The organism is Rhodococcoides trifolii (assembly GCF_014635345.1).
Classification (GTDB): domain Bacteria; phylum Actinomycetota; class Actinomycetes; order Mycobacteriales; family Mycobacteriaceae; genus Rhodococcoides; species Rhodococcoides trifolii.
Genome location: NZ_BMCU01000003.1, coordinates 47779 through 70757 on the forward strand (window position 1 = coordinate 47779; position 22979 = coordinate 70757).

Below are 22979 nucleotides of genomic sequence, written 5' to 3' on the forward strand. Positions count from 1 at the left end.
AAGCCGGGCGGGTCTCACCACCCGCCCGGCTTTCGTGCACCCCAAATCAGTGCGCCGCGCCGTCCCAGGTCCGCCCGGTTCCGACCGACACCTCGAGCGGGACCGACAGGTCGATGACATGCGCCATCTTGCTGCGCACCAGTTCCTCGACTTCCGCCCGCTCCGACTCGACGACTTCGAGAACGAGCTCGTCGTGAACCTGCAGAAGCATCCGGGACCGGAGGTCGGACCGGTCGAGTGCCGTCTGTACGTCGATCATCGCGACCTTGATGATGTCGGCCGCGGTGCCCTGAATGGGCGCGTTCAGGGCGGCACGCTCCGCGACCTCGCGGCGCTGCCGGTTGTCACTGGTGAGGTCCGGAAGATAGCGCCGACGCCCGTAGAGCGTCGAGGTGTACCCGACCTTGCGTGCCGCCTCCACCACTTCGTGCAGGTAGTCACGCACCCCACCGAACCGGGAGAAGTACGCGTCCATCTGCTCTTTGGCTTCTTCGGTCGAAATCTTCAGCTGCTGTGAGAGGCCGTAGGCACTGAGCCCGTAGGCCAAGCCGTACGACATCGCTTTGACCCGCCGGCGCAGTTCAGGGGTGACCTCGTCGATCGGGACGCCGAAGGCACGCGAGCCGACGAAGCTGTGCAGGTCCTCGCCGGTGTTGAACGCCTCGATCAGCCCGGCGTCCTTGGACACGTGCGCCATGATGCGCATCTCGATCTGGCTGTAGTCGGCCGTCAGAATCATGTCGTAACCGTCGCCGACCACGAACGCCTCGCGGATCTCGCGGCCGGCGGCCGTCTTGACCGGAATGTTCTGCAGGTTCGGCTCGGTCGACGACAGCCTGCCCGTGGACGCGATGGTCTGATTGAACGTGGTGTGCACCCGTCCGTCGTCGGACACCGACTTCAGCAGGCCGTCGACGGTGACCTTGAGCCGGGTGGCGTCACGGTGGTCCAGCATGTGGCGCAGGAACGGGTGTTCCGTCTTCTCGAACAGAGTCTGCAACGCTTCCGCGTCCGTGGTGTAGCCGGTCTTCGTCCGCTTGGTCTTGGGCATGTCGAGTTCGTCGAACAGCACCACCTGCAACTGCTTGGGCGAACCGAGATTGATCTGCTTGCCGATGACCGCGTACGCCGCCTCTGCCGCCACGGACACCTCACCCGCGAATCGGCTCTGCAGGTCGTGGAGGTGGTCGAGATCGATTGCGATGCCGGTCCGTTCGACGGTGGCGAGCACCTCGAGCAGCGGCAGCTCCATGTCCGCGAGCAGCGGAACCGACTCGATGAGCACCAACTCCTGATCCAGAGCCGCGGCCAGATCGAGAACCGCTTGTGCTCGCAGAATCTGAGCCTCGGCGACAGCGTTCTGAGCGTCGTCCTCGGAATCGAGAAGCGAGAGCTGCGCCTCTTCCGCACCGTCGACCCGCAGGTTCCGCTTGAGATATCTGAGCGAAAGGTCGTCGAGGGTGAAGCTGCGCTGCCCCGGGCGGACGAGGTACGCCGCGAGAGCCGTGTCGCTGGTCAGCCCGTTCAGCGTGAGACCGCGCCCGTGCAACGCGTGAATGGCCCACTTGGCCTCGTGCAGCGCCTTGGGCTTGGACGGGTCGGCCAGCCACGCCGCGAGCGCGGACTCGTCTGCCTCGGTCAGTGCCACGGTCTCGATGTACGCCCCTTCACCGTCGCTCGCGGCGAACGCGACGGCGGTGGCTTCACCGTTGTACGGCGACCGGGTCCCGACCACGGACAGGCCGGTTCGCTGTCCCGAACTGGCGTGCGCAGCAAGCCAATCGGGAAGTTCTCCGGGCGCCAGCCCGCCGCCTCGGATTTCGAACCCTTCGTCCGACTCGGGCTCCGCCGACGTGAGTGTGTCGAACAGCCGGTCGCGCAGGACACGGAATTCCAGATCGTCGAACAGCGCATGGACCCGGTCTCGGTCCCACGCCTGCAGCTGCAACTGATCCGGTGTGTAGGGCAACGGAACGTCGCGCACCATTTCGGTGAGCTGCCGGTTCAGCACGACGCTGGACAGGTTTGCGCGCAGCGCGTCGCCGACCTTCCCCCGCACGGTGTCCACGCGATCCACCAAGGAATCCAGGCTTCCGTACTCCCGAATCCACTTGGTGGCCGTCTTCTCCCCCACCCCGGGAATTCCGGGGAGGTTGTCGCTCGGATCGCCACGCAGAGCAGCGAAATCGGGATACTGGCTTGGGGTCAGGCCGTACTTGGACTCGACCTCCTCGGGTGTGAACCGCGTCAGATCCGAGACTCCCTTTCGCGGGTACAGAACGGTCACGTTCTTGTTGACCAGCTGCAGTGAGTCACGGTCCCCGGTCACGACCAACACGCGATAACCGAGCTCGACGGCCTGTGTGGTCAACGTGGCGATGATGTCGTCGGCCTCGAAGCCGGGCTCGGCCATGACGGGAATGCCGAGCGCTCCGAGAACGTCCTTCGTGAGGTCGATCTGACCCGAGAACTCGTCGGGCGTCTTCAACCGATTCGCCTTGTACTCGGGAAACGCCTCAGCCCGAAAGGTTTGCCGCGACACGTCGAATGCGGCGGCGATGTGCGTGGGCGACTCGTCCTGCAGGAGCTTGATCAGCATCGACGTGAAGCCGTACACCGCGTTCGTGGTCTGCCCGCTGGTCGTCTTGAAGTTCTCGGCGGGGAGCGCATAGAACGCCCGGTAGGCGACGGAGTGGCCGTCGATCAACATCAAGGTGGGTGTCGCTGACTTGGCTGGGCTCACTCGGTCAGTCTAGGGAGACCCACCGACAACCGCGGCGGCCCCCGCACAGCGGTGGATCCGACGGTGGAAACAAGACCGAAACACGCAAGAAATTGAAGACGCCGTTTCGGTGACTCTTCAACCGATACAGTCCCACAATTGCCAGAAGTTAATCCGCCAGCAAGTCTCGTCGGCCGCGGCCGACATCGTTCTATCGTCCGGAGGACCCAGCTTGCCCCCCACGACTCCGCGGCCGCCCAGCCGAGCGCTGGTGTTCACCAGCCTCGGCCGAGCACTCGTCGTCGCTCTCCTCGGCCTGATCGCCTTCGCCACCTTCAGCGGCACCGCTTTCGCGCAGGAACCCACCCCCACACCTCCCCCCGCCACCAGTGCCCCCGCTACCGGTGCCCCCGCCACGTCGCAGACGCCCGCCGCCGACGCCATCACCGTTCGCGGCGCTCTGAACAACGCCGGTGAACGTCTGTCCGGTGTCGACGTTCGAGCGGTGGACTCGTCCGGTGCGGAAGCAGCCCGAACCACGTCGGGCAACAACGGTGCCTGGACTCTCGACGTGTCCCCTGGCGCCTACACGTTCGAAGTCGTCCCCGAGACCCTCCCCGACGGTGTGTCCGTGCAGGGCTCGGTGGAGCGGACCATCGCCGCAGGCCAGTCCAACACCGTCATCTTCTCCTTCGGTGAAGCACGAACCGCGACCGTGGTTCCGTTCTGGGAGAAGTTCATTCGCATCACGGTGGACGGCTTGCGCTTCGGCCTGGTGATCGCGCTGTCCGCCATCGGCCTCAGCTTGATCTTCGGTACCACGAGCCTGACGAACTTCGCCCACGGTGAGCTGGTCACCCTCGGTGCCGTCGCGGCATGGGTGATCAACGTCAAGATGGGAGTCCAGCTGATCCCTGCCACCGTCCTCGCCGTCATCGTCGGCGTGATCGTCGGCTGGTTGAACAACTCCCTCATCTGGCGACCACTGCGGCGACGCCGAACGGGACTCATCGCGCAGCTCGTCGTCTCGATCGGCCTGGCCATCGGCTTGCGTTACCTGATCCTGATCTTCTACTCGGATCGGTCACAGTCGTTCGTCGACTACCGAGCGCGCACCGAGAACGACTGGGGACCGTTCGCCATCACGAACGTGAACCTCGCCTGCATCATCATCAGCATCGTCGTTCTCGTTCTGGTCGCATTGATGTTGCAGCGCACGAAGATCGGCAAAGCGATGCGCGCCGTGTCCGACAACAAGGACCTGGCCGCGTCGTCCGGCATCGACGTCGAACGTGTCATCACGTTCGTCTGGTGCCTGGGCGGCGGGCTCGCAGCGCTGGGCGGCGTGCTGTTCGCGTTGTCCGAACTCGGCGGAACAGTCCAGTGGGAGATGGGTTTCAAGCTCTTGCTGCTCATGTTCGCCGGCATCACGCTCGGTGGACTCGGTACCGCGTACGGCGCCCTGCTCGGCTGTGTCATCGTCGGTCTGCTCGTCCAGTGGTCCACGCTGGTGATCAATCCCGACCTCAAGTACATCGGAGGATTGCTCGTCTTGATCGTCATCCTCATCGTCCGGCCGCAAGGCATCCTCGGCTCGCGGCAAAGGATCGGTTGATCCATGGATATTGTTGGAGCACTTCAGATTTCATTGGCCCAGCTCATCGGGCCGTCCGCGATCTTCTACGCACTGCTCGCAATCGGGCTGAACCTGCACTTCGGCTACGCCGGACTGCTCAACTTCGGCCAGATCGGATTCGCTCTCCTCGGCGGGTACGGCGTCGGCATCATGACGATCACCTACGAGCAGCCCCTCTGGCTCGGCATCCTCGTCGGACTGGCCGCCGCGGGCCTTCTCGCTCTCGTCCTCGGTATCCCGACGCTCCGATTGCGAGCCGATTACCTGGCCATCGTGACCATCGCGGCGTCGGAGATCCTTCGCCTGGTGTTCCGCTCGACGGCGACGAACGGCGTCACCGGTTCGACCAACGGACTCTTCGGGTTCGCGGATCCGTTCACGAACCTGAGCCCGTTCGACTCGGCCAAGCAGTATTCGTTCGTCGGTGTGCGGTTCTACGGCGACGATCTCTGGGCGATGCTCGTCGGCTGGACACTGGTCCTGCTTCTGTGCGGGCTCGTCTATCTCCTCACCCACAGCCCGTGGGGTCGCGTCCTCAAGGCCGTGCGCGAGGACGAGGACGCCGCCCGGTCGCTCGGTAAGAACGTCTTCGTCTACAAGATGCAGGCGCTCGTCCTCGGCGGTGTGATCGGCGGCGCGGGCGGAGTGTTCAACGCACTGCAGACGAAGTCGATCAACCCGGACTTCTACTCGACCGCTCAAACGTTCTTCGCCTTCGGCGCTCTGATTCTCGGTGGAGCAGCCACCGTTTTCGGACCGGTCGTCGGCGCCATGCTGTTCTGGTTCCTTCTGTCGATTCCCGACGTTCTGCTGCGTCAGGCGACCGCCGGTGACGATCCGCTGATCGGTCTCACAGAGCAGCAGGTTGGCGCAGTGCGCTACGTCCTCCTCGGCCTGCTGATCGCGGTGCTGATGGTATTCAGACCACAGGGGATACTGGGCAACAAGCGGGAGGTACAGCTCGATGCCTGACTCAACAGTCGATTCACGTAAACCCCTGTCCGAGGAACAGCGATCATCGCTGTTCGAGGCGGTGGAGAACACTCCGGGAGTTCCCAAACCCGATCCGACGCTCGTGGTGGACGGTGTCTCGCGGACCTTCGGTGGCCTCAAAGCCGTCGATGTGGCGCACCTGGAAATTCAGCGCGGGTGCATCACCGGTCTGATCGGACCGAACGGTGCCGGTAAGACCACCCTGTTCAACTTGTTGACCGGCTTCGACCAGCCCGACACCGGCACCTGGTCCATGGACGGCAAGTCACTCGGAAAGATGACTCCGCACCAGGTGGCCAGGCAAGGTGTCGTTCGCACGTTCCAGCTCACGAAGGCGCTGTCCAAACTCACTGTGCTGGACAACGTCCGGCTCGGTGCGACCGGTCAGAAGGGTGAGAAGATCATCAACACCCTGATGCCGTGGACGTGGAAAGCCCAGGAACGCGAGATCACCGAACGTGCCAACGAACTTCTGGCGCGGTTCAAGCTCGACGCCAAGGCGACCGACTTGGCGGGCTCGCTGTCCGGTGGACAGCGCAAGCTGCTCGAGATGGCACGGGCGCTGATGACCGATCCGGCCGTGGTGATGCTGGACGAACCGATGGCGGGTGTCAATCCTGCTCTGACGCAAAGCCTCCTGGGCCATATCAAATCGTTGCGCGACGACGGCATGACCGTGGTCTTCGTCGAGCACGACATGGACGTCATCCGGGACATCAGCGACTGGGTTGTCGTCATGGCTCAGGGAAGCGTGATCGCGGAATCGGCTCCCGCCCAATTGGCGGACAACGAGGCCGTGGTCGACGCGTATCTCGGCACCCACCACGACCAGGCGCTGGAGTTCGACGAGAACGGAAATCCCGTCGGCGCTACTGCCGAACTGGCCGAAGCGCTCGAGCAAGCCGAAGCCGAGACGCTGGAGTCGGGCGGCGACCTGTCGACCACGGACGTCGACGTGACACCGCAGGCACTGAAGAAGGACAAATCATGACCGAATCGGCTGCAGGACAACTGACTGCGGCGGAATTTGCCGCAACCCCCGAAGAACACAGCAGGCTCGCCGAAGGCGCCCTGGTTCGTGCGGACAATCTGGTGGCCGGATACATCCCCGGCGTCGACATCCTCAAGGAATGCAACTTCTTCCTCAACGACGGCGAGATCGTCGGGATCATCGGCCCCAACGGCGCGGGAAAGTCCACCCTGCTCAAGGCGATGTTCGGTTTGATCCCGATCCGCGAAGGTCAGGTCACGCTTCGCGGCGACAACATCACCTCGGCTGCAGCGCACGTGTTGGTGACCAAGGGTGTCGGATACGTTCCGCAGACGCAGAACGTGTTTCCTTCCTTGACCATCGAAGAGAACCTGGAAATGGGAATCTATCTGCGTCCGAAGAAATTCGGGGAGCGCTTCGACTTCGTCAGTGAGCTGTTCCCGCTTCTACGGGAACGTCGGAAGATCAAGGCCGGGGCACTGTCCGGCGGTGAACGTCAGATGGTGGCGATGGGCCGCGCCCTGATGATGGAACCGTCGGTGCTCCTGTTGGACGAGCCGTCCGCGGGCCTGTCCCCCATGTTCCAGGACGAAGTGTTCATTCGCTGCAAGAAGATCAACGCAGCGGGCGTCTCGATCATCATGGTCGAGCAGAACGCGCGCCGTTGCCTGCAGATCTGCGACCGCGGCTACGTTCTGGACCAGGGCAAGAACGCGTACACCGACACCGGTGCGAACCTGATGAACGACCCCAAGGTCATCGAGCTGTACCTCGGCACGCTGGCCGGGAGCAAAGAGAAGAAGTAGTCCGCCAACCCCTGCCGCAACGGCCGTCCCACACTCAGCGTGTGGGGCGGCCGTTGTCGTAGGGCCGTTGTCGTAGGGCCGTCGGAACGGGCGCGGCTTCCCGAACACGACGAAGGCCCGGGTTCACAGTGAACCCGGGCCTTCGTGTGGAGCTCTGGAAGATCAGCTACGGACGACGATGTATCCCGGCGTCGGCACGATCAGCTTGTTGTCCGGACCGAATTCCAAGCGTCCGTAGGACCCGACCGACGGCTCGCCGGAATCGGTGAAGTCGAGCTCACCGGTGATTCCGTCGTAGTCGATGTCGGTACCGGCCTGAACCAGCGGCAGGCACTCCTGGAAGCTGGTGCACTTGGTGCCGTCCTTGGTCACGCTGTTGATGTTCGCAGCGATGTCCGTGCCCGCTGTCGACTTGGCCTGTTCGGCCGCGAGTGCCGAGATGACCACCGCGTCGTAGGACTCACCGGCGTAGTTGTAGTCGACCAGACCGGGGTTGACGGCCTTGAGGCGTTCCTGGAAGGCCGGTCCCGTGTCGGTGAGGGGCGTGGTGCCCTTCATGCCCGACAACAGTCCCGGTGCAACCTGCTCACCGAGCGCGTTGCCCATGTTGCCGTCGACTCCGTAGACCGCCTTGTCGGCCGGCCCGACGCCGACCTCGGCCATACGGGTCAGGATGCGCGCCGACTCGTCGAAACCGATCACGGCGATGGCGTCCGGTGCGAAGCTGACCACCTGGTCGATCTCGGCGTTGTACGACTGCGCGTTGGGGTCGTAGATGATCTTCTGGATCTGGTCGGACGCGATGCCGGCGGCCTCGAGATCGGACTGCGCGTTGGCCGCGAGACCGGTGCCGTACGGATCGTTCAGCGCCAGGATCGAGACACGCTGGCCACCGTCTTCGGCGATGAGCTGCGAGAGTGCCTGCGCCTGCAGCACATCGGTCGGAGCGGTGCGGAAGTACTGTCCCTTGTCCGGGTAGCACACGAACTGGTCCGATGTGTTGGCCGGCGAGAACTGCACAACCCCGGCGCTCGCGATCTTGTCGATGACCTTGAGCGACACCGACGACGACGCGGCACCGACGATGACGCTGACGCCCTGCGCCAGTTCACGGTCGACCGTGGTGTTGGCGGTGTCGGTGGTGGTGTCACCGGAGTCACCCGGGAACAGCTGGATCGGCTGCGCCAGAACGCCTCCGGCGGCGTTGATGTCGTTGGCCGCAAGCTGGACGCCGGCGACCTCGGGCGGTCCGAGGAACGCGAGGCTTCCGGTTTCGGGAAGGATCGTTCCGACCTTCAACGGTGTGGTGACCGGGGTTGCACCGGCTGTGGCCTGCTCGGGGGTGCAGTCGGTGGAAACTGTGGTCTCCGCCGCCGAACTACCGGACGCTGCACTCGAGGTGTCACCGCCGGAATCGGAGTCGCTCGACGAACAGCCGAAGAGGGCGAGCGATGCAACGCTCACCACCGCAGCGGTCCGGACGATGGTCCGTTTTGCCATGTAAAGGTCTCCTAGAAATTTGTGCGACGCGTATCGAGACCGCGCTCGCTCGTGGGAGTGACGGTATCCTCCCGCGGCGTTTTGCGACTCGCTCAGCAGGCCTCGTGACCTGACTGTTATCTGCTGAGGCCGTCATTTAACATCGTCGTAGCGTGGGGCGCCGAACTATTCGGCGGGCGGCACGTCGAGCGTCTCGATGACGACCTTCGCAACGGCCTTCATCGTCGTCCGTCGATCCATCGCGGCTCGCTGAATCCACCGGAAGGCATCGGGTTCGGACAAGGACTGCGACGTCATCAGCAAGCCCTTCGCACGCTCGACCAGTTTGCGGGTGTCCAGCCGCTCCTGCAGGTCGGCAACCTCACCTTCGAGGGCCGAGATCTCCGAGAACCGGCTGGCTGCGAGTTCGACCGCGGGCACCAGATCGGCCTTGGTGAACGGCTTCACGATGTACGCCATGGCACCGGCATCACGCGCACGCTCCACCAGCTCGCGCTGACTGAACGCAGTGAGAATGACAACGGGCGCAATGCGATTCGCGGCGATTTCGGACGCCGCATCGATACCGTCGCGCCTCGGCATCTTGACATCCATGATGACCAGGTCGGGCCGCAGTTCGGTTGCCATCTCGACCGCCTGCTGGCCGTCGGCGGCCTCGCCCACGACGTCGTAGCCCTCTTCACGCAACATCTCCACGAGGTCCAACCTGATCAGCGACTCGTCCTCGGCCACCAACACGCGACGCGCTGGTGCGGCATTGCCCGCGGACTCGGAATTCGTTGTCGGAGCATCCATCTTCGATCAGTCCCCTTCGACGTGATTCGTTGTCCGTCACCACACCGGCGCCTGCTCGTCAGTGTTCCCGCCTCAGCGGGCGGGGGCGAGTCGAGGGTACCGGTGCCGGGGCGCTCGCACCGATCTTCTACACTTCATCACCGCGCCCTCGTATCCCAATTGGCAGAGGAAACGGATTCAAAACCCGTGCAGTGTGAGTTCGAGTCTCACCGAGGGCACCACGTGCATCACCGGCGGTTGCAGAACTCCGTCAATCGTTCGACCTCGGCGTCGATCTCCCTCGTCCGGCGAAGCGTCACGTCGGCGACCAGCGTGACGTCCACCGTCCGTGGTCCTGCAGCGTTCTGCGCCAACACCTTCCAGCTGCCGACCACTCGACCACCCGTCAGGACATATCCGGTCGACACGCCGTTCGCGGTGGACATGGCGCGGAAGACGTCATCGTCCACGATGCGCCCGCGGTCGGCGTTGGACACCACGGCGTGGTCGAACGGAGCCAACATCACCGCACGATCAGGTGCATCGTCGACGATGGTTCCGTCGTCGACATCGAACAACTTCTCCCCGTCCGGTCCGGTGTATCGCCGTACCGCTCCCGTCTCGATCAGACGACCGAGCACGGCGCCCAGTCCGGTGACACCCATCCACATCTGCACTGCCTTCACCGTCGACGGACCGAAAGCGCGGAGATACCGCAGCGCCACGTCCGGCCGGTGGTCGTGATCGTCGGCGGGCACGTCGACGAGTCGGTACACGATTCCCGACGAGGCGCGCCACAGTCCACGAGGTGGAAGCTGGACGAGCGGGAGCAGACACCGGGCGACAGCAGTCATCGTCGACGGGTCCTCCGTAGGCCATCGCGCGGCCAGGGCAGCGGTCAGTCTCGTGATCGGGATGTCCCCTCCCGCACACACATCCGACGCCACCGCAGTGATGTCCGTGACGGTTGCCTCGCTCAAGCGGGGCGCGTGATTGCGCAGGGCCTCGTTACGCAGGGCTGGTGCCCCGAGCGTGCGAAATGCCTGCACGTCCTCGCGCAGCATGGTCATGACCGTGCTGCGCAGGGCCGCGATTCGCACTACCCCACCCGAGCCCACGAGCTCGTCCAACGCCGCGGGCTCGAAGGACTGGTCACGGCAGCGCAGGGCATAGAACGCGGCCTGTGGATTCTGCGACTGCAGAGCGACATTGGCGTGGACGAGTTCGGATGCCGTGGCCGGGGCATGGGTACCGCACAGCCGCTGGCGGTGCAGAAACGTACGGCTCCACTGCTCCCGAGTGAGTGTCGACCCGGACGCGGCCACCGAGGTCAGCCCCGGGCCGGGAAATGCCTGATGAGACCTTCCTGTACCACCGTGGCCACCAATTCACCTGTGCGCGAGAAGAAGCGGCCGGTCGCCAAGCCTCGCGAGCCCGCAGCGACGGGCGATTCTGTCGAGTAGAGCACCCAGTCGTCGAATCGGAACGGACGATGGAACCAGATGGAGTGGTTCACGGTCGCAGCGACGATGCGGTCCAGTCCCCACGACAGGCCGTGCGTGGTGATGATGGAGTCGAGAACCGTTGTGTCGGAGGCATATCCGAGGGTGGCGACGTGAACGTTCGGATCGTCCGGCAGCGGCCCGTCCGCTCGCATCCACACACGGTTGTGGTTCAGCTTCTCCCCCGTGCCGCGCATGATCCACGCCGGGTCGTTGGCGTAGCGCATGTCGATCGGCTTGAGGGCATTGACGAACATCTGCAGACGATCCTCGTAGCCCTCGAAGTGATCGCCGAGCGGCGGCAGATCCTCGGGGTACGCCACCTCGGGCACTTCGACGCTGTGCTCGAGCCCGGCGCGGAAGTCCTGGAACGCCGCGAGCATGACGAACAGCTCGCTCCCGTTCTGGTACGCGGTCACCTGACGATTGGCGAAAGCGCGTCCGTCACGGTGCCGTTCGACGCGATACTCGATGTCCGCCTTGACGTCTCCGCCGCGGATGAAGTGCGCGTTGATCGCGTGCACCGGGCGGTCACCCGACACGGTGCGACCCGCAGCGACGAGCGCTTGCGCCACGAGCTGACCACCGAACGTGCGGCTCGCAACCTGCGCGGGATGCTTACCGACGAACGTGTTCTCGTCGACTTCGATCAGATCGAGAAGATCGAGAAAACCGTCGAGATCGACCGATCTCCGTGCCGGTGTCCCCACCCCGGCACTGCCCCCCACGTCGGTCAATCGGATCAGTCCTCTTCTCCCAGACGGTGCACGGTGATCAAGTTGGTGGAGCCTACCGTGCCGGGAGGAGCACCGGCGACGATGACGACCTGGTCTCCGCGGTTGTACCGCTCGAGTTCGAGCAGGGACTTGTCGACCTCACGGACCATTCCATCCGTCGTGTCGACGAAGGGAACCAGGAACGTCTCGGTACCCCAGGTGAGCGCGAGCTGACTGCGAACCTCGGGAATCGAGGTGAACGCGAGGAGCGGCAGACGAGAGTGCAGGCGCGCCATGCGGCGAACGGTGTCGCCGGACTGGGTGAACGCCACGAGTGCCTTCGCGTCGAGTCGCTCACCGATGTCGCGCGCTGCGTACGAGATGACGCCGCGCTTGGTGCGCGGAGTGTGCGACAGCGCGGGAACCGCGTCGCCGTCCGTCTCCACCGTCTCCACGATCCGCGCCATCGTGCGCACGGTCTCCATCACGAACTTGCCGACGGAGGTCTCCCCCGACAACATCACCGCGTCGGTTCCGTCGAGAACAGCATTGGCGACGTCCGACGCCTCGGCGCGGGTGGGACGGGAATTCTCGATCATCGACTCGAGCATCTGCGTTGCCACGATGACGGGCTTGGCGTTGGCGCGCGCGATCTGGATGGCTCGCTTCTGCACCAGAGGTACCTGCTCGAGCGGCAATTCGACACCGAGATCGCCGCGGGCGACCATCACTGCGTCGAACGCGAGCACGATGGCTTCGAGGTTGTCGACTGCTTCGGGCTTCTCGATCTTCGCGATCACCGGCACGCGACGCCCGACGCGATCCATGACCGAGTGGACCAGTTCGATGTCGGCCGGTGACCGTACGAAGGACAACGCGATGAAGTCGACTCCGAGCGCCAGCGCGAATTCGAGGTCGGCGGTGTCCTTCTCGGACATCGCCGGCACCGATACGTCCATTCCGGGGAGCGACACACCCTTGTTGTTGCTGACCGGTCCACCCTCGGTGACACGGCAGAGAACGTCGTTGCCCTCGACACCGGTGACGACGAGACCGACCTTGCCGTCGTCGACGAGGAGGCGGTCGCCTTCCTTGGCGTCCAGCGCGAGTTCCTTGTAGGTGGTCGACACGCGGTCGTGGGTGCCCTCGACCTCGTCGACCGTGATTCGGATCAGCTCACCGTTGGCCCACGTGGTGCGGCCTTCCTTGAAACGGCCGAGGCGAATCTTCGGACCCTGCAGGTCCGCCAGGATGCCGACCGCCTTGCCGGTCGCGTTGGAGGCCGCGCGCACTCGGTTGTAGTTGGCTTCGTGATCGGGATAGTCGCCGTGGCTGAAGTTCAGCCGGGCGACGTCCATTCCGCTCTCGACGAGTTCCTTGATCCGCTCGTCCGTTGCTGTCGCAGGTCCCAGGGTGCATACGATTTTCGTCCGTCGGCTCACCCGTCAAACCCTAGTCCCTGACACCGTTGTTCTCTATCGAACGTGACCGCTTTGTCCTGACAAGTGGGCTGGAGGGGAGCCCGCGCAACGACAAAACAGCGCTACCCGTGAGTAACTCAGACGACCGCGAGGGGAAGCGCCGTCGGGTGGACCGGAGACGGCAGCTCGGAGAACCCGGTGAGGTACGTATCAACCCCGTTGGCCGCAGATCTGCCCTCGGCGATCGCCCACACCACGAGAGACGCACCGCGATGCGCGTCGCCGCACACGAACACACCCGGTGCCGACGTCTGCCAGTCCGGTCCGCACGAGACGTTCCCGCGCCGGTTCAGGGCGATGTCGTAGTCGTCGAACAGCGGACCCTTCTCCGGCCCTTCGAAGCCGATAGCGAAAAGCGCCAGATCACAAGGCAATTCGATCTCCGCACCCACGGGAGTGATGATGCGTCGACCGTCGGCGTCCCGCTCGACCTTCACCTCCGCGAGCACCATCGCCCGGACGTGCCCCTTGTCGTCGCCGAGGAATCGTTGCACCGCGACCTCGTACCTACGAAGTCCGCCCTCGGCGTGAGCGGGCGAGGTGCGCAACACCAGTGGCCACGCCGGCCACGGTGACCGTTCGGTGTTTCGGTCGGTCGGCAGTTCGGCGTTGTAGTCGAGCTGCGTGACCGACGCGGCGCCCTGACGGTGGGCGGTGCCGAGGCAGTCGGCGCCGGTGTCCCCGCCGCCGATGATGACCACGTGCTTGTCCTTGGCGGAGATGGTGGTCGGTCCGTCGCCCTCGCACTCCCTGTTCGACGGCACCAGATGCTCCATCGCGAGGTGGATTCCGTCCAGCTCTCGACCTGCGACATCGGTGTTGTCACGGCCCGCCAGGGCACCGACGGCCAGAATCACCGCGTCGAAGCGGTTGCGCAGTTGCTCCACCGTGAAGTCGACGCCCACCTCGCAGTCGGTGACGAAGTGCGTTCCCTCTGCACGCATCTGCATCAGACGCTGATCGAGTACCGACTTCTCGAGCTTGAACTCGGGGATGCCGTAGCGCAGCAGCCCGCCGAGTCGGTCGTCGCGCTCGTACACCGTGACGTCGTGCCCGGCGCGCGTGAGCTGTTGTGCCGCAGCAAGTCCGGCAGGCCCCGATCCCACGATCGCGACCTTCTTGCCGGTACTGATGGTCGGCGGCGACGGCTCGATGGACCCGTTCGCCCACGCGACGTCCACGATGGTCTGCTCGATGCGCTTGATGGTGACGCTGCCGCCCGTGTCGGGCTCGGAGATCGACAACACGCACGCCGACTCGCACGGAGCCGGGCAGATGCGTCCGGTGAACTCCGGGAAGTTGTTCGTCGCGTGCAGACGATCGATGGCTGCGTCCCACCGGCCTCGCCGCACCAGGTCGTTCCACTCGGGAATGAGATTCCCCAGCGGGCAACCTGCCGTGCCGGAGTGACAGAACGGGATGCCGCAGTCCATGCAGCGGCGCGCCTGCTCGGCCACCTCCTCGGTGCGCTCACCCATCGGCTGGGGGGCATACACCTCGCGCCAGTCGCCGACGCGTTCGTCGACCGGGCGCTTGAGAGCATCCCTCTTGACGACCTTCAGGAATCCTTGTGGGTCAGCCACGTGCTGCCTCCATGATCGCGGTGTCGACGTCGCGGCCCTCGGCGCGTGCCATCCGAGTGGCGTCGAGAACTCGTTGGTAGTCGATGGGCATGACTTTCGAGAATTGGGCGGAGCGTCGCGGCCAGTCGGCGAGAATCGACGCTGCCACAGTCGAACCGGTGACGTCGCGGTGTTTCTCGACGACGTCGCGCAGCCACAGCAGGTCGTCCGGATCAGGGGTCTGTATCTCGACCATGGCGGGGTTCACGTTCTTGGGATCGAGTGCGAGGACGAACGCGATGCCGCCGGACATTCCTGCCGCCATGTTGCGGCCGGTCGGACCGAGAACGACACATCGACCACCGGTCATGTACTCGAAAGCGTGGTCGCCCACGCCTTCGTTGACGGTGATCGCTCCCGAGTTCCGGACGGCGAACCGCTCCCCCACCCGTCCGCGGAGAAAGACCTCACCCGACGTCGCGCCGTACAGGATCGTGTTGCCCGCGATGACGTTGTCCTCCGGTACGAAGGAGACGTCCGAGGCCGGCCGCACGACGATGCGGCCACCGGACAGACCCTTGCCGACGTAGTCGTTGGCGTCGCCGATCAGATCGATCGTGATGCCCGGCGGCAGGAACGCGCCGAGCGATTGACCGGCCGATCCGGTGAACTCGATGTGGATGGTGTCGTCGGGCAACCCTGCTGCTCCGTAGCGGCGAGTCACCTCGGAACCCAGAAGGGTTCCGACAGTGCGGTTCACGTTGCGCACCGGTAGTTCGAGCCGCACCGGATGCGCATCTTCCAACGCTCCCTCGGACAGCTGGATCAAGGTGCGATCCAGCGCCAGGTCGAGCCCGTGGTCCTGATCGCGCAGCTTGCGCCGCTGCGTCATCTTGGCCCCGTGCGGATCGGTCGGAATGGCGAAGACGGACGACAGGTCGAGCCCTCGGCTCTTCCAGTGCGCCACACCGTCGGCGGTGTTCAACACGTCGGCGCGGCCCACTGCTTCGTCGATGCTGCGGAAACCCAGCTGCGCCAGGTAGTTCCGCACGTCCTGTGCGATGAATCGGAAGAATTCCTCGACGAACTCGGGCTTGCCGTTGAACCGCTTGCGCAGTTCGGGGTTCTGCGTCGCGACACCCACCGGACAGGTATCGAGGTGGCACACCCGCATCATGATGCAGCCGGCCACGATGAGCGGGGCGGTGGAGAATCCGAATTCCTCGGCACCCAGCAGCGCAGCGACGACGACGTCTCGCCCCGTGCGCATACCGCCGTCGGCCTGGACGGTGATTCGGTCACGAAGCCCGTTCAGGACCAGCGTCTGCTGGGCGTCGGCGAGACCCACCTCCCACGGCGCACCGGCGTGCTTGAGCGACGTCAGGGGCGCAGCTCCCGTTCCGCCGTCGTAGCCCGAGATGAGGACGACGTCGGCGTGGGCCTTGCTCACACCGGTCGCAACCGTTCCGACACCGACCGAACTCACCAGTTTGACGTGCACACGGGCGTTTTCGTTCGCGTTCTTCAGATCGTGGATCAACTGAGCCAGATCCTCGATGGAGTAGATGTCGTGATGCGGCGGCGGTGAGATCAAGCCGACGCCGGGCGTCGAGTGCCGCGTCTTCGCCACCCACGGGTACACCTTGTATCCCGGAAGCTGGCCGCCCTCACCCGGTTTGGCGCCCTGCGCCATCTTGATCTGGATGTCGGTGGCGTTGACGAGGTAGTCGCTGGTGACCCCGAACCGGCCGCTGGCCACCTGCTTGACCGCGCTGCGTCGCTCGAGGTCGTAGAGCCGGTCGGTGTCTTCCCCGCCCTCACCGGAGTTCGATCGTCCGCCGAGGTGGTTCATGGCGACGGCCATCGTCTCGTGCGCTTCCGCCGAGATCGACCCGTAGCTCATCGCGCCGGTATTGAAGCGAGTGACGATCGACTCGACAGATTCCACCTCGTCGAGCGGAACCGGCTCGCGTAGCGTCTCGTCGAACCCGAACAGGCCGCGCAACGCGCCGCCCTCGCGGGTGAGGCGGTCGACCTCGTCGGTGTACTTCTGGAACACCTCGTACCTACCGGTCCGGGTGGCGTGCTGCAGCAGGAACACCGTCTCCGGTGTGAACAGGTGCAGTTCGCCTTCGCGTCGGAACTGGTACTCCCCGCCGACGTCGAGTCGACGATGCACACGATCGGTGGGGTTCTCGGGGTACGCACGTCGGTGCCGCAGCTTGACCTCTTCCGCGAGGACGTCGATCCCGACGCCTCCGAGCTTGCTGACGGTGCCCTTGAAGTACTCCCGCACGACCTCCTTGTCGAGACCCACAGCCTCGAAAACCTGTGCGCCCGTGTAGGACCCGACGGTCGAGATGCCCATCTTGGACATGACCTTGAGCACACCCTTGCCCAGGCCTTTGAGGTAGTTACGTACCGCCTGAGTGGGCTCGACGCCCGTCAGTTCCCCCTCGCCGACGAGGTCCTCGATCGATTCCATGGCCAGGTACGGGTTGACCGCCGCGGCTCCGAAACCGATGAGCAGCGCCAAATGATGCACCTCGCGGGCGTCGCCGGACTCGACCACCAACGCGACCTTCGTGCGCTCCTTGGTCCGCACCAGGTGGTGATGGACCGCCGACGTCGCCAACAGCGACGGGATGGGAGCGCGGGTGTGATCGGAGTCGCGGTCGGAGATGATCAAGGTGCTGTACCCGGCCGCGATGGCCTCGCTGGCGCGGATGCGTAGGTCCTCGATGGCCTCGGCCAACCCGTCGCCGCCGCGTTCCACGTCGTACAGCGCACGCAGAACGGTGGCCGACAAGCCGGGGTGATCACCGTCGTCGTCGATATGAATGATCTTGTTCAGGTCGTCGTTGTCCAGGACGGGCCACGGCAGTTCGATCTGTCGGCACGACGCCGCGGTGGGAGCGAGCAGGTTCTGCTCCGGGCCCATGACGCGCGAGAGCGAGGTCACGATCTCCTCGCGGATCGCGTCGAGCGGCGGGTTGGTCACCTGAGCGAAGAGTTCGATGAAGTAGTCGTAGAGCTGACGCGAGCGCTGCGACAGCACGGCGGGCGGGGTGTCGGTTCCCATCGAGCCGAGCGGCTCACCGCCGGACGCTGCCATCGGAACGAGCAGCAGCCGCAGATCCTCCTCCGTGTACCCGAAGGCGACCTGACGTCGGACGACCGAATCGTGGTTGTACTGGATGTGCGCTCGCGGCGGGAGGGTGTTGATGTTCAGCAGACCGGCGTGCAACCACTCGTCGTAGGGATGTGCGGACGCCAGTTGCGCCTTGATTTCTTCGTCGGGAACGAGTCGTCCCGCAACGGTGTCGACGAGAAACATCTTGCCGGGCTCGAGGCGCCCCTTCGCCACGACCTCGGACTGCGCGACGTCGAGCACCCCCGCCTCGCTCGCGAGAATGATCTTGTCGTCGGCCGTGCGCCACCAGCGCCCGGGCCGTAAACCGTTGCGGTCCAACGTAGCTCCGACGTATGCACCGTCGGTGAACGTGACGCACGCGGGTCCGTCCCAGGCTTCCATCATCGAGGAGTGGAACTGGTAGAACGCCCGCACCTTGGGATCCATCGTGGCGTCGTTCTCCCAGGGTTCGGGAACCATCATCATCACTGCGTGCGGAACACTTCGTCCGCCCAGGTGCAGCAGTTCGAGCACCTCGTCGAGCGAGACCGAGTCCGACGCATCAGGTGTACAGATCGGGTACAGGCGAGTGAGGTCACCGGGAATGACATCACTGGCGAGCATGGCCTCGCGAGCGCGCATCCGGTTGCGGTTGCCCTTGACAGTGTTGATCTCACCGTTGTGCGCGACGAAGCGGTGCGGGTGAGCCAACGGCCAGGACGGAAAGGTGTTCGTGGAGAAGCGGCTGTGCACGATGGCGATCGCGCTCGAACACAGCGGGTTACGCAGCTCGGGGAAGTACAGGGGCAGCTGCATCGTGGTGAGCATGCCCTTGAACGTCATGGTGCGGGACGAGAGCGACGGGAAGAAGACACCACTGCCCTCTTCCTCGATCTCGTTCGTCACCTGCTCGGACCGTTTTCTCAGCGCGTAGACGAGACGATCGAGATCCAGGCCGGACGGGCGCACACCGTTCTTCGCCGGAGCAGCGACGAACAGGTAGCGCATGAACGGCATGCACCCGAGCGCAGTGAGGCCGACGTCGGCGGCGTCGGGGTCGACGGCGACGTCCTTCCACCCGAGAACCTCGAGGTTTTCCTCCGCCGCAATCGATTCGATGCGAGCCACCGCGGCGTTGCGCTCGCGTACACCCTGTGGAAGGAAGCAGATACCGGCCGCGTAGCTGTTCGCGCCGTCGTCGGACGGTGCCGGCAGATCGAAGTCCACCACGTCGGCCAAGAACTCGGCCGGAAGCTGGATGAGGATTCCGGCGCCGTCACCGCTGTTGGGTTCGGCACCCGCGGCACCGCGATGTTCGAGGTTCTCCAAGGCGAGCAGCGCGTCCGAGACGATCGAGTGAGATCGCCGTCCCTGGATGTCGGCGACCATCGCGACACCGCACGAGTCGGTTTCCTGCGCCGGGTCGTACAGACCCTGCTCCGCGGGCAACTGGGAAAACAGCACTTCGGTCACCTCCGGGACGGCCACTCGTCGCCGACCCGGTTTCGGGGTGGGGCGACACAGGATGGCACGAACGAAAAACGCTATCGGGATCTACCGGGACAGCGTCGGCCCGAAGAGGCAAGTGGAGAACGAACCGCCGGGACCCTGACGTTCGGGTTACCGGGCAGTTCTGTTGGAGCGTATCAGTTCTTCAGCAGACGACCCGCGCCGTCACGCGGTGTACCGGTGAGCAGGATGACGCCGTCGACTATGGCCCAGATACCGGTGGCGAACAGCACCGGGAGTCCGAGCAGCGCACCGATGAGAGTGAAGATCAACAAGTAGCTCACGACGGTCAGGACGGCCATGGCAATACCGATGCCGTTCGAGCCCATGTAGAACCGGCCGATACCGATGGGCAGCCCCACGAATACGGGCACGATCTGCAGCAGGCCGGCCAGCAGCTTGGACTTGTCCGAGAACGGCTCGCCGGTCAGCGGGTCCCGGCCGTACGGCGCACCGGGATCAACGGGCGCACCGTATCCGGGCTGGGCGAACGGTTGTTGGTACTGGGGTTGCTGGTACTGGGGTTGCTGGTACTGGGGTTGCTGGTACTGCGGCTGCTCGTATTGCGGCTGACCGTGATCGTCCGGCGCGGTCGGAAACTTCTTCGTCAGATCTGGTCGGTCCGGTTCCGTCACGACGTCTTGTCCCTTCCCGCGTCGGTAGTGGAGTCGGCGGTGTCCACGGACACAGTGTCCGTCGTTTCGCCCCCTTCGTCCAGCTCTGACGTCGGGATCGGGTCTGCGTCGTCGGACCGCAACGTCTCGGGATCCTCGCGGCCCTTGCGCGCGAACACGATGTACAGCGCGGCGAGGGCGAACACGATGCCCGAGGTGAACGAGTTGATGCGGATGCCGGCGATCTCGGTTGCGTAATCCGAGCGCATGAGCTCGACGACGAATCGACCGACGCAGTAGCCCGCCACGTAGAGGGCGAACAACCGACCGTGGCCGATCCGGAACCGACGGTCCACGACGACGAGCAGGACGACGATGACGACGTTCCACAGCAACTCGTACAGGAACGTCGGATGCACGACGCGCTCGACGAGCCCGGTGGAAATTCCGTTCAGCGAATCGTTGCGTCCGTTCGCGTCGACGCGCTCGTAGATCTCGAGGCCCCAGGGAACGGTCGTCTCACGGCCGTAGAGCTCCTGGTTGAAGTAGTTGCCGATACGGCCGATCGCCTGCGCCAGAAGGATGCCGGGAGCGACTGCGTCTCCGAACGCGGGAAGTGGAATCCCTCTGCGGCGGCACGCAATCCACGCGCCGACTCCACCGAGTAGAACGGCCCCCCAGATACCGAGGCCGCCTTGCCAGATCTTGAGTGCGTCGACCGGGTTTCCGCCCTCGCCGAAGTACGTCGATGCGTCGGTGGCGACGTGGTAGAGCCGCCCGCCGATCAGTCCGAACGGGACCGCCCACACGGCGACGTCGAGCACGGTGCCTTTGGTACCGCCGCGGGCAACCCACCGGCGGTCACCCCACACGATCGCGATGACGATACCGACGATGATGAAGAACGCGTATGCGCGCAGGGCCAGCGGGCCCACGTGCCACACGCCCTGAGGCGGACTCGGAATGTACGCGAGGACAGCGGTACCGGGTGACGTCACGACGCCACGGTAGCCGAACGCACACCCTCGGCGAGCTCGGCCGTCAGCGCTGCCACGGCGTCGATTCCGTCGTCGACCGCGGACACCAGCGCCGAGCCGACGATCACCGCGTCGGCGTAGGCGGCGATCTCCGCAGCCTGCGCACCGGAGCGCACACCGAGACCGACGCCCACCGGAATGCGAGAGTGCTCGCGAATACGTGCCACCAAGGCGGGCGCCATGGACGAGACGGTGTCGCGTGCTCCGGTCACGCCCATGGTCGAGGCCGCGTAGACGAAGCCGCTGCTCGACTCGATGGTGCGTGCGAGCCTCTCCTCCGTCGAGGACGGAGCGACGAGGAAGATGCGATCGAGGTGCTGCTCCTCGGACGCGGCGAGCCAGTCGGTTGCCTCGTCCGGGATGAGATCGGGGGTGATCATGCCGAGGCCGCCGGCCGCTGCGAGATCGCGAGCGAACGCGTCGACTCCGTAACGCATGACCGGGTTCCAGTACGTCATCACCACGGCGTTGCCGCCCGCGGACGCGATGGCGTCGACCACGGTGAAGACGTCGCGTACGTGCGCGCCGTTTCGACGAGCGGTGTCCGCGGCCGCCGCGATGGTCGGTCCGTCCATGACCGGATCGGAGTACGGAATTCCGACTTCGATGATGTCGCAACCGGAATCGACCATGGCACGCACCACGTCGATCGACCCGGGCACCGTCGGGAATCCGGCCGGGAGGTATCCGACGAGTGCGGCGCGCCCCTCGGACCGGGTTGCCTCGAAAACGGAAGCCAAGTTGCCTCGGGAAGGCTTGGGGTCGGTCGGGGCGGAAGTCACGTCACGTTGCCCTTCTCGTCGATGATGCCGAACCACTTCGCAGCAGTGTCCATGTCCTTGTCACCGCGTCCCGACATGTTCACGAGGATGACGGCGCCCTCGCCCAGTTCCTGCCCGAGCTTCAACGCACCGGCGACGGCGTGGGCGGATTCGATGGCCGGGATGATTCCTTCGCGGCGCGAGCACAACCGCATGGCGTCCATGGCTTCGGAGTCCGTGATGGGTCGGTACTCGGCCCGCCCGATGTCGTTGAGGTACGAGTGCTCCGGTCCGACACCCGGGTAGTCGAGACCGGCGGAGATCGAGTGGGAGTCGACGGTCTGGCCGTCCTCGTCCTGCAGCAGGTACGAGAACGCGCCGTGCAGCGCACCCGGCGATCCCGCACCGATGGTGGCGGCGTGGCGACCGGTCTCGATTCCGTCGCCGGCAGCTTCGTAGCCGATGAGCCGTACACCCGGATCGTCGATGAACGCATGGAAGATGCCGATGGCGTTGGAACCACCCCCGACGCACGCGGCGATCGCGTCGGGCAGCCGGCCGAGGCTTGCCTGCACCTGGGCGCGCGCTTCGAGTCCGATGACGCGCTGGAAGTCGCGAACCATCATCGGGAACGGGTGCGGGCCTGCGACGGTGCCGAAGCAGTAGTACGTGTTGTCCGCGTGGCTGACCCAGTCGCGGAGCGCTTCGTTGATCGCGTCCTTCAAGGTGCGCGAACCGGACTGCACCGCAACGACATCGGAGCCGAGCAACTTCATGCGAGCAACGTTCAGGGCTTGCCGCTCGGTGTCGACCTCGCCCATGTAGACCACGCACTCGAGGCCGAGCAGAGCGCAGGCCGTGGCTGTGGCCACACCGTGCTGACCGGCGCCGGTCTCGGCGATGATGCGGGTCTTGCCCATGCGCTTGGCAAGGAGAACTTGACCGAGGACGTTGTTGATCTTGTGCGAACCCGTGTGATTGAGGTCTTCGCGCTTGAACAGGATTCGGGCACCGCCGGCGAACTCGGCCAGCCTCGTCGCCTCGAAGACGGGTGACGGACGCCCGGTGTAGTCCCGCTGCAGACGGTCGAGCTCCTCGAGGAACCCCTCGTCGATCCGCGCCTTCGCGTACTCCGCCGTCACCTCTTCGATGACGCCCATCAGGGCCTCGGGGACGTAGCGACCGCCGTATTTACCGAAGTGCCCGAGAGCATCCGGGTCGTGGGTGGTCCGCTCGGAGATT

General features: G+C 65.0%; 16 protein-coding genes and 1 tRNA gene. 5 read left to right on the forward strand and 12 right to left on the reverse strand.

Annotation, left to right across the window (positions count from 1 at the left end):
- Positions 1 to 46 precede the first annotated feature (46 nt).
- Positions 47 to 2710 carry a DNA polymerase I gene (polA, locus tag IEW02_RS13515; RefSeq protein WP_188546102.1) on the reverse strand — a complete coding sequence of 888 codons (2664 nt, stop codon included), beginning with the start codon at positions 2708 to 2710 and terminating at the stop codon, positions 47 to 49.
- 244 nt (positions 2711 to 2954) lie between these two features.
- Between polA and IEW02_RS13520 the strand changes: the two genes are divergently transcribed.
- Genes IEW02_RS13520 through IEW02_RS13535 form a run of 4 tightly spaced genes read left to right on the forward strand, consistent with a single transcriptional unit; the run spans position 2955 to position 7148 of the window.
- Positions 2955 to 4337 carry a branched-chain amino acid ABC transporter permease gene (locus IEW02_RS13520; RefSeq protein ID WP_371829954.1) on the forward strand — a complete coding sequence of 461 codons (1383 nt, stop codon included), beginning with the start codon at positions 2955 to 2957 and terminating at the stop codon, positions 4335 to 4337.
- A 3-nt stretch (positions 4338 to 4340) separates the two neighbouring features.
- Positions 4341 to 5330 (forward strand): branched-chain amino acid ABC transporter permease, encoded by a 990-nt coding sequence (locus IEW02_RS13525; protein ID WP_188545395.1) that lies wholly within the window; start codon positions 4341 to 4343, stop codon positions 5328 to 5330.
- On the forward strand, positions 5323 to 6342 hold the full coding sequence (locus tag IEW02_RS13530; RefSeq protein ID WP_188545396.1) for an ABC transporter ATP-binding protein: 1020 nt from the start codon (positions 5323 to 5325) through the stop codon (positions 6340 to 6342). Before IEW02_RS13525 ends, IEW02_RS13530 begins: the two co-directional genes overlap by 8 nt.
- On the forward strand, positions 6339 to 7148 hold the full coding sequence (locus IEW02_RS13535; protein ID WP_188545397.1) for an ABC transporter ATP-binding protein: 810 nt from the start codon (positions 6339 to 6341) through the stop codon (positions 7146 to 7148). Before IEW02_RS13530 ends, IEW02_RS13535 begins: the two co-directional genes overlap by 4 nt.
- A gap of 162 nt (positions 7149 to 7310) precedes the next feature.
- Here the strand turns inward: IEW02_RS13535 and IEW02_RS13540 are convergent, their stop codons facing one another.
- Together IEW02_RS13540 and IEW02_RS13545 are read right to left on the reverse strand one after the other, a co-directional pair.
- Complete coding sequence (locus IEW02_RS13540) at positions 7311 to 8648, reverse strand: ABC transporter substrate-binding protein (RefSeq protein ID WP_188545398.1); 1338 nt, start codon at positions 8646 to 8648, stop codon at positions 7311 to 7313.
- Between the two features lie 165 nt (positions 8649 to 8813).
- Positions 8814 to 9443, reverse strand: a complete 630-nt coding sequence (locus IEW02_RS13545) for an ANTAR domain-containing response regulator (protein ID WP_188545399.1) — start codon at positions 9441 to 9443, stop codon at positions 8814 to 8816.
- Between the two features lie 144 nt (positions 9444 to 9587).
- On the opposite strand from IEW02_RS13545, the gene IEW02_RS13550 reads away from it, so the two are divergent.
- A tRNA-Leu gene (locus IEW02_RS13550) sits at positions 9588 to 9664 on the forward strand.
- A 6-nt stretch (positions 9665 to 9670) separates the two neighbouring features.
- Here the strand turns inward: IEW02_RS13550 and IEW02_RS13555 are convergent.
- From IEW02_RS13555 to trpB, 9 genes are all read right to left on the reverse strand, one after another.
- Complete coding sequence (locus IEW02_RS13555) at positions 9671 to 10747, reverse strand: winged helix DNA-binding domain-containing protein (protein ID WP_188545400.1); 1077 nt, start codon at positions 10745 to 10747, stop codon at positions 9671 to 9673.
- 5 nt (positions 10748 to 10752) lie between these two features.
- Positions 10753 to 11652: an acyl-CoA thioesterase gene (locus tag IEW02_RS13560; protein WP_229746111.1), complete on the reverse strand. Its 900-nt coding sequence runs from the start codon at positions 11650 to 11652 to the stop codon at positions 10753 to 10755.
- Between the two features lie 14 nt (positions 11653 to 11666).
- Positions 11667 to 13082, reverse strand: a complete 1416-nt coding sequence (gene pyk, locus IEW02_RS13565; protein WP_188545401.1) for a pyruvate kinase — start codon at positions 13080 to 13082, stop codon at positions 11667 to 11669.
- Positions 13083 to 13198: 116 nt separating this feature from the next.
- On the reverse strand, positions 13199 to 14704 hold the full coding sequence (locus IEW02_RS13570; RefSeq protein WP_188545402.1) for a glutamate synthase subunit beta: 1506 nt from the start codon (positions 14702 to 14704) through the stop codon (positions 13199 to 13201).
- Positions 14697 to 19280: a glutamate synthase large subunit gene (gene gltB, locus IEW02_RS13575; protein ID WP_188545403.1), complete on the reverse strand. Its 4584-nt coding sequence runs from the start codon at positions 19278 to 19280 to the stop codon at positions 14697 to 14699. Before gltB ends, IEW02_RS13570 begins: the two co-directional genes overlap by 8 nt.
- 182 nt (positions 19281 to 19462) lie before the next feature.
- On the reverse strand, positions 19463 to 19960 hold the full coding sequence (locus IEW02_RS13580) for an NINE protein (RefSeq protein WP_188545404.1): 498 nt from the start codon (positions 19958 to 19960) through the stop codon (positions 19463 to 19465).
- Positions 19957 to 20937: a prolipoprotein diacylglyceryl transferase gene (gene lgt / locus IEW02_RS13585; RefSeq protein WP_188545405.1), complete on the reverse strand. Its 981-nt coding sequence runs from the start codon at positions 20935 to 20937 to the stop codon at positions 19957 to 19959. Before lgt ends, IEW02_RS13580 begins: the two co-directional genes overlap by 4 nt.
- A complete protein-coding gene (gene trpA, locus IEW02_RS13590; RefSeq protein ID WP_188546105.1) occupies positions 20934 to 21716 on the reverse strand; it encodes a tryptophan synthase subunit alpha in 783 nt (260 codons plus the stop codon). The genes lgt and trpA overlap by 4 nt, the downstream gene beginning before the upstream one ends.
- Before the next feature lie 38 nt (positions 21717 to 21754).
- Positions 21755 to 22978, reverse strand: coding sequence for a tryptophan synthase subunit beta (gene trpB, locus IEW02_RS13595; protein ID WP_188546106.1), 1224 nt, complete (start codon positions 22976 to 22978; stop codon positions 21755 to 21757).
- Position 22979 lies beyond the last annotated feature (1 nt).

Bases quoted from the DNA above. Each gene is read 5' to 3' on its own strand.
- IEW02_RS13540 (WP_188545398.1), bottom strand. From the start codon at position 8,648: ATGGCAAAACGGACCATCGTCCGGACCGCTGCGGTGGTGAGCGTTGCA.
- IEW02_RS13545 (WP_188545399.1), bottom strand. From the start codon at position 9,443: ATGGATGCTCCGACAACGAATTCCGAGTCCGCGGGCAATGCCGCACCA.
- IEW02_RS13525 (WP_188545395.1), top strand. From the start codon at position 4,341: ATGGATATTGTTGGAGCACTTCAGATTTCATTGGCCCAGCTCATCGGG.
- polA (WP_188546102.1), bottom strand. From the start codon at position 2,710: ATGTTGATCGACGGCCACTCCGTCGCCTACCGGGCGTTCTATGCGCTC.
- IEW02_RS13535 (WP_188545397.1), top strand. From the start codon at position 6,339: ATGACCGAATCGGCTGCAGGACAACTGACTGCGGCGGAATTTGCCGCA.
- IEW02_RS13530 (WP_188545396.1), top strand. From the start codon at position 5,323: ATGCCTGACTCAACAGTCGATTCACGTAAACCCCTGTCCGAGGAACAG.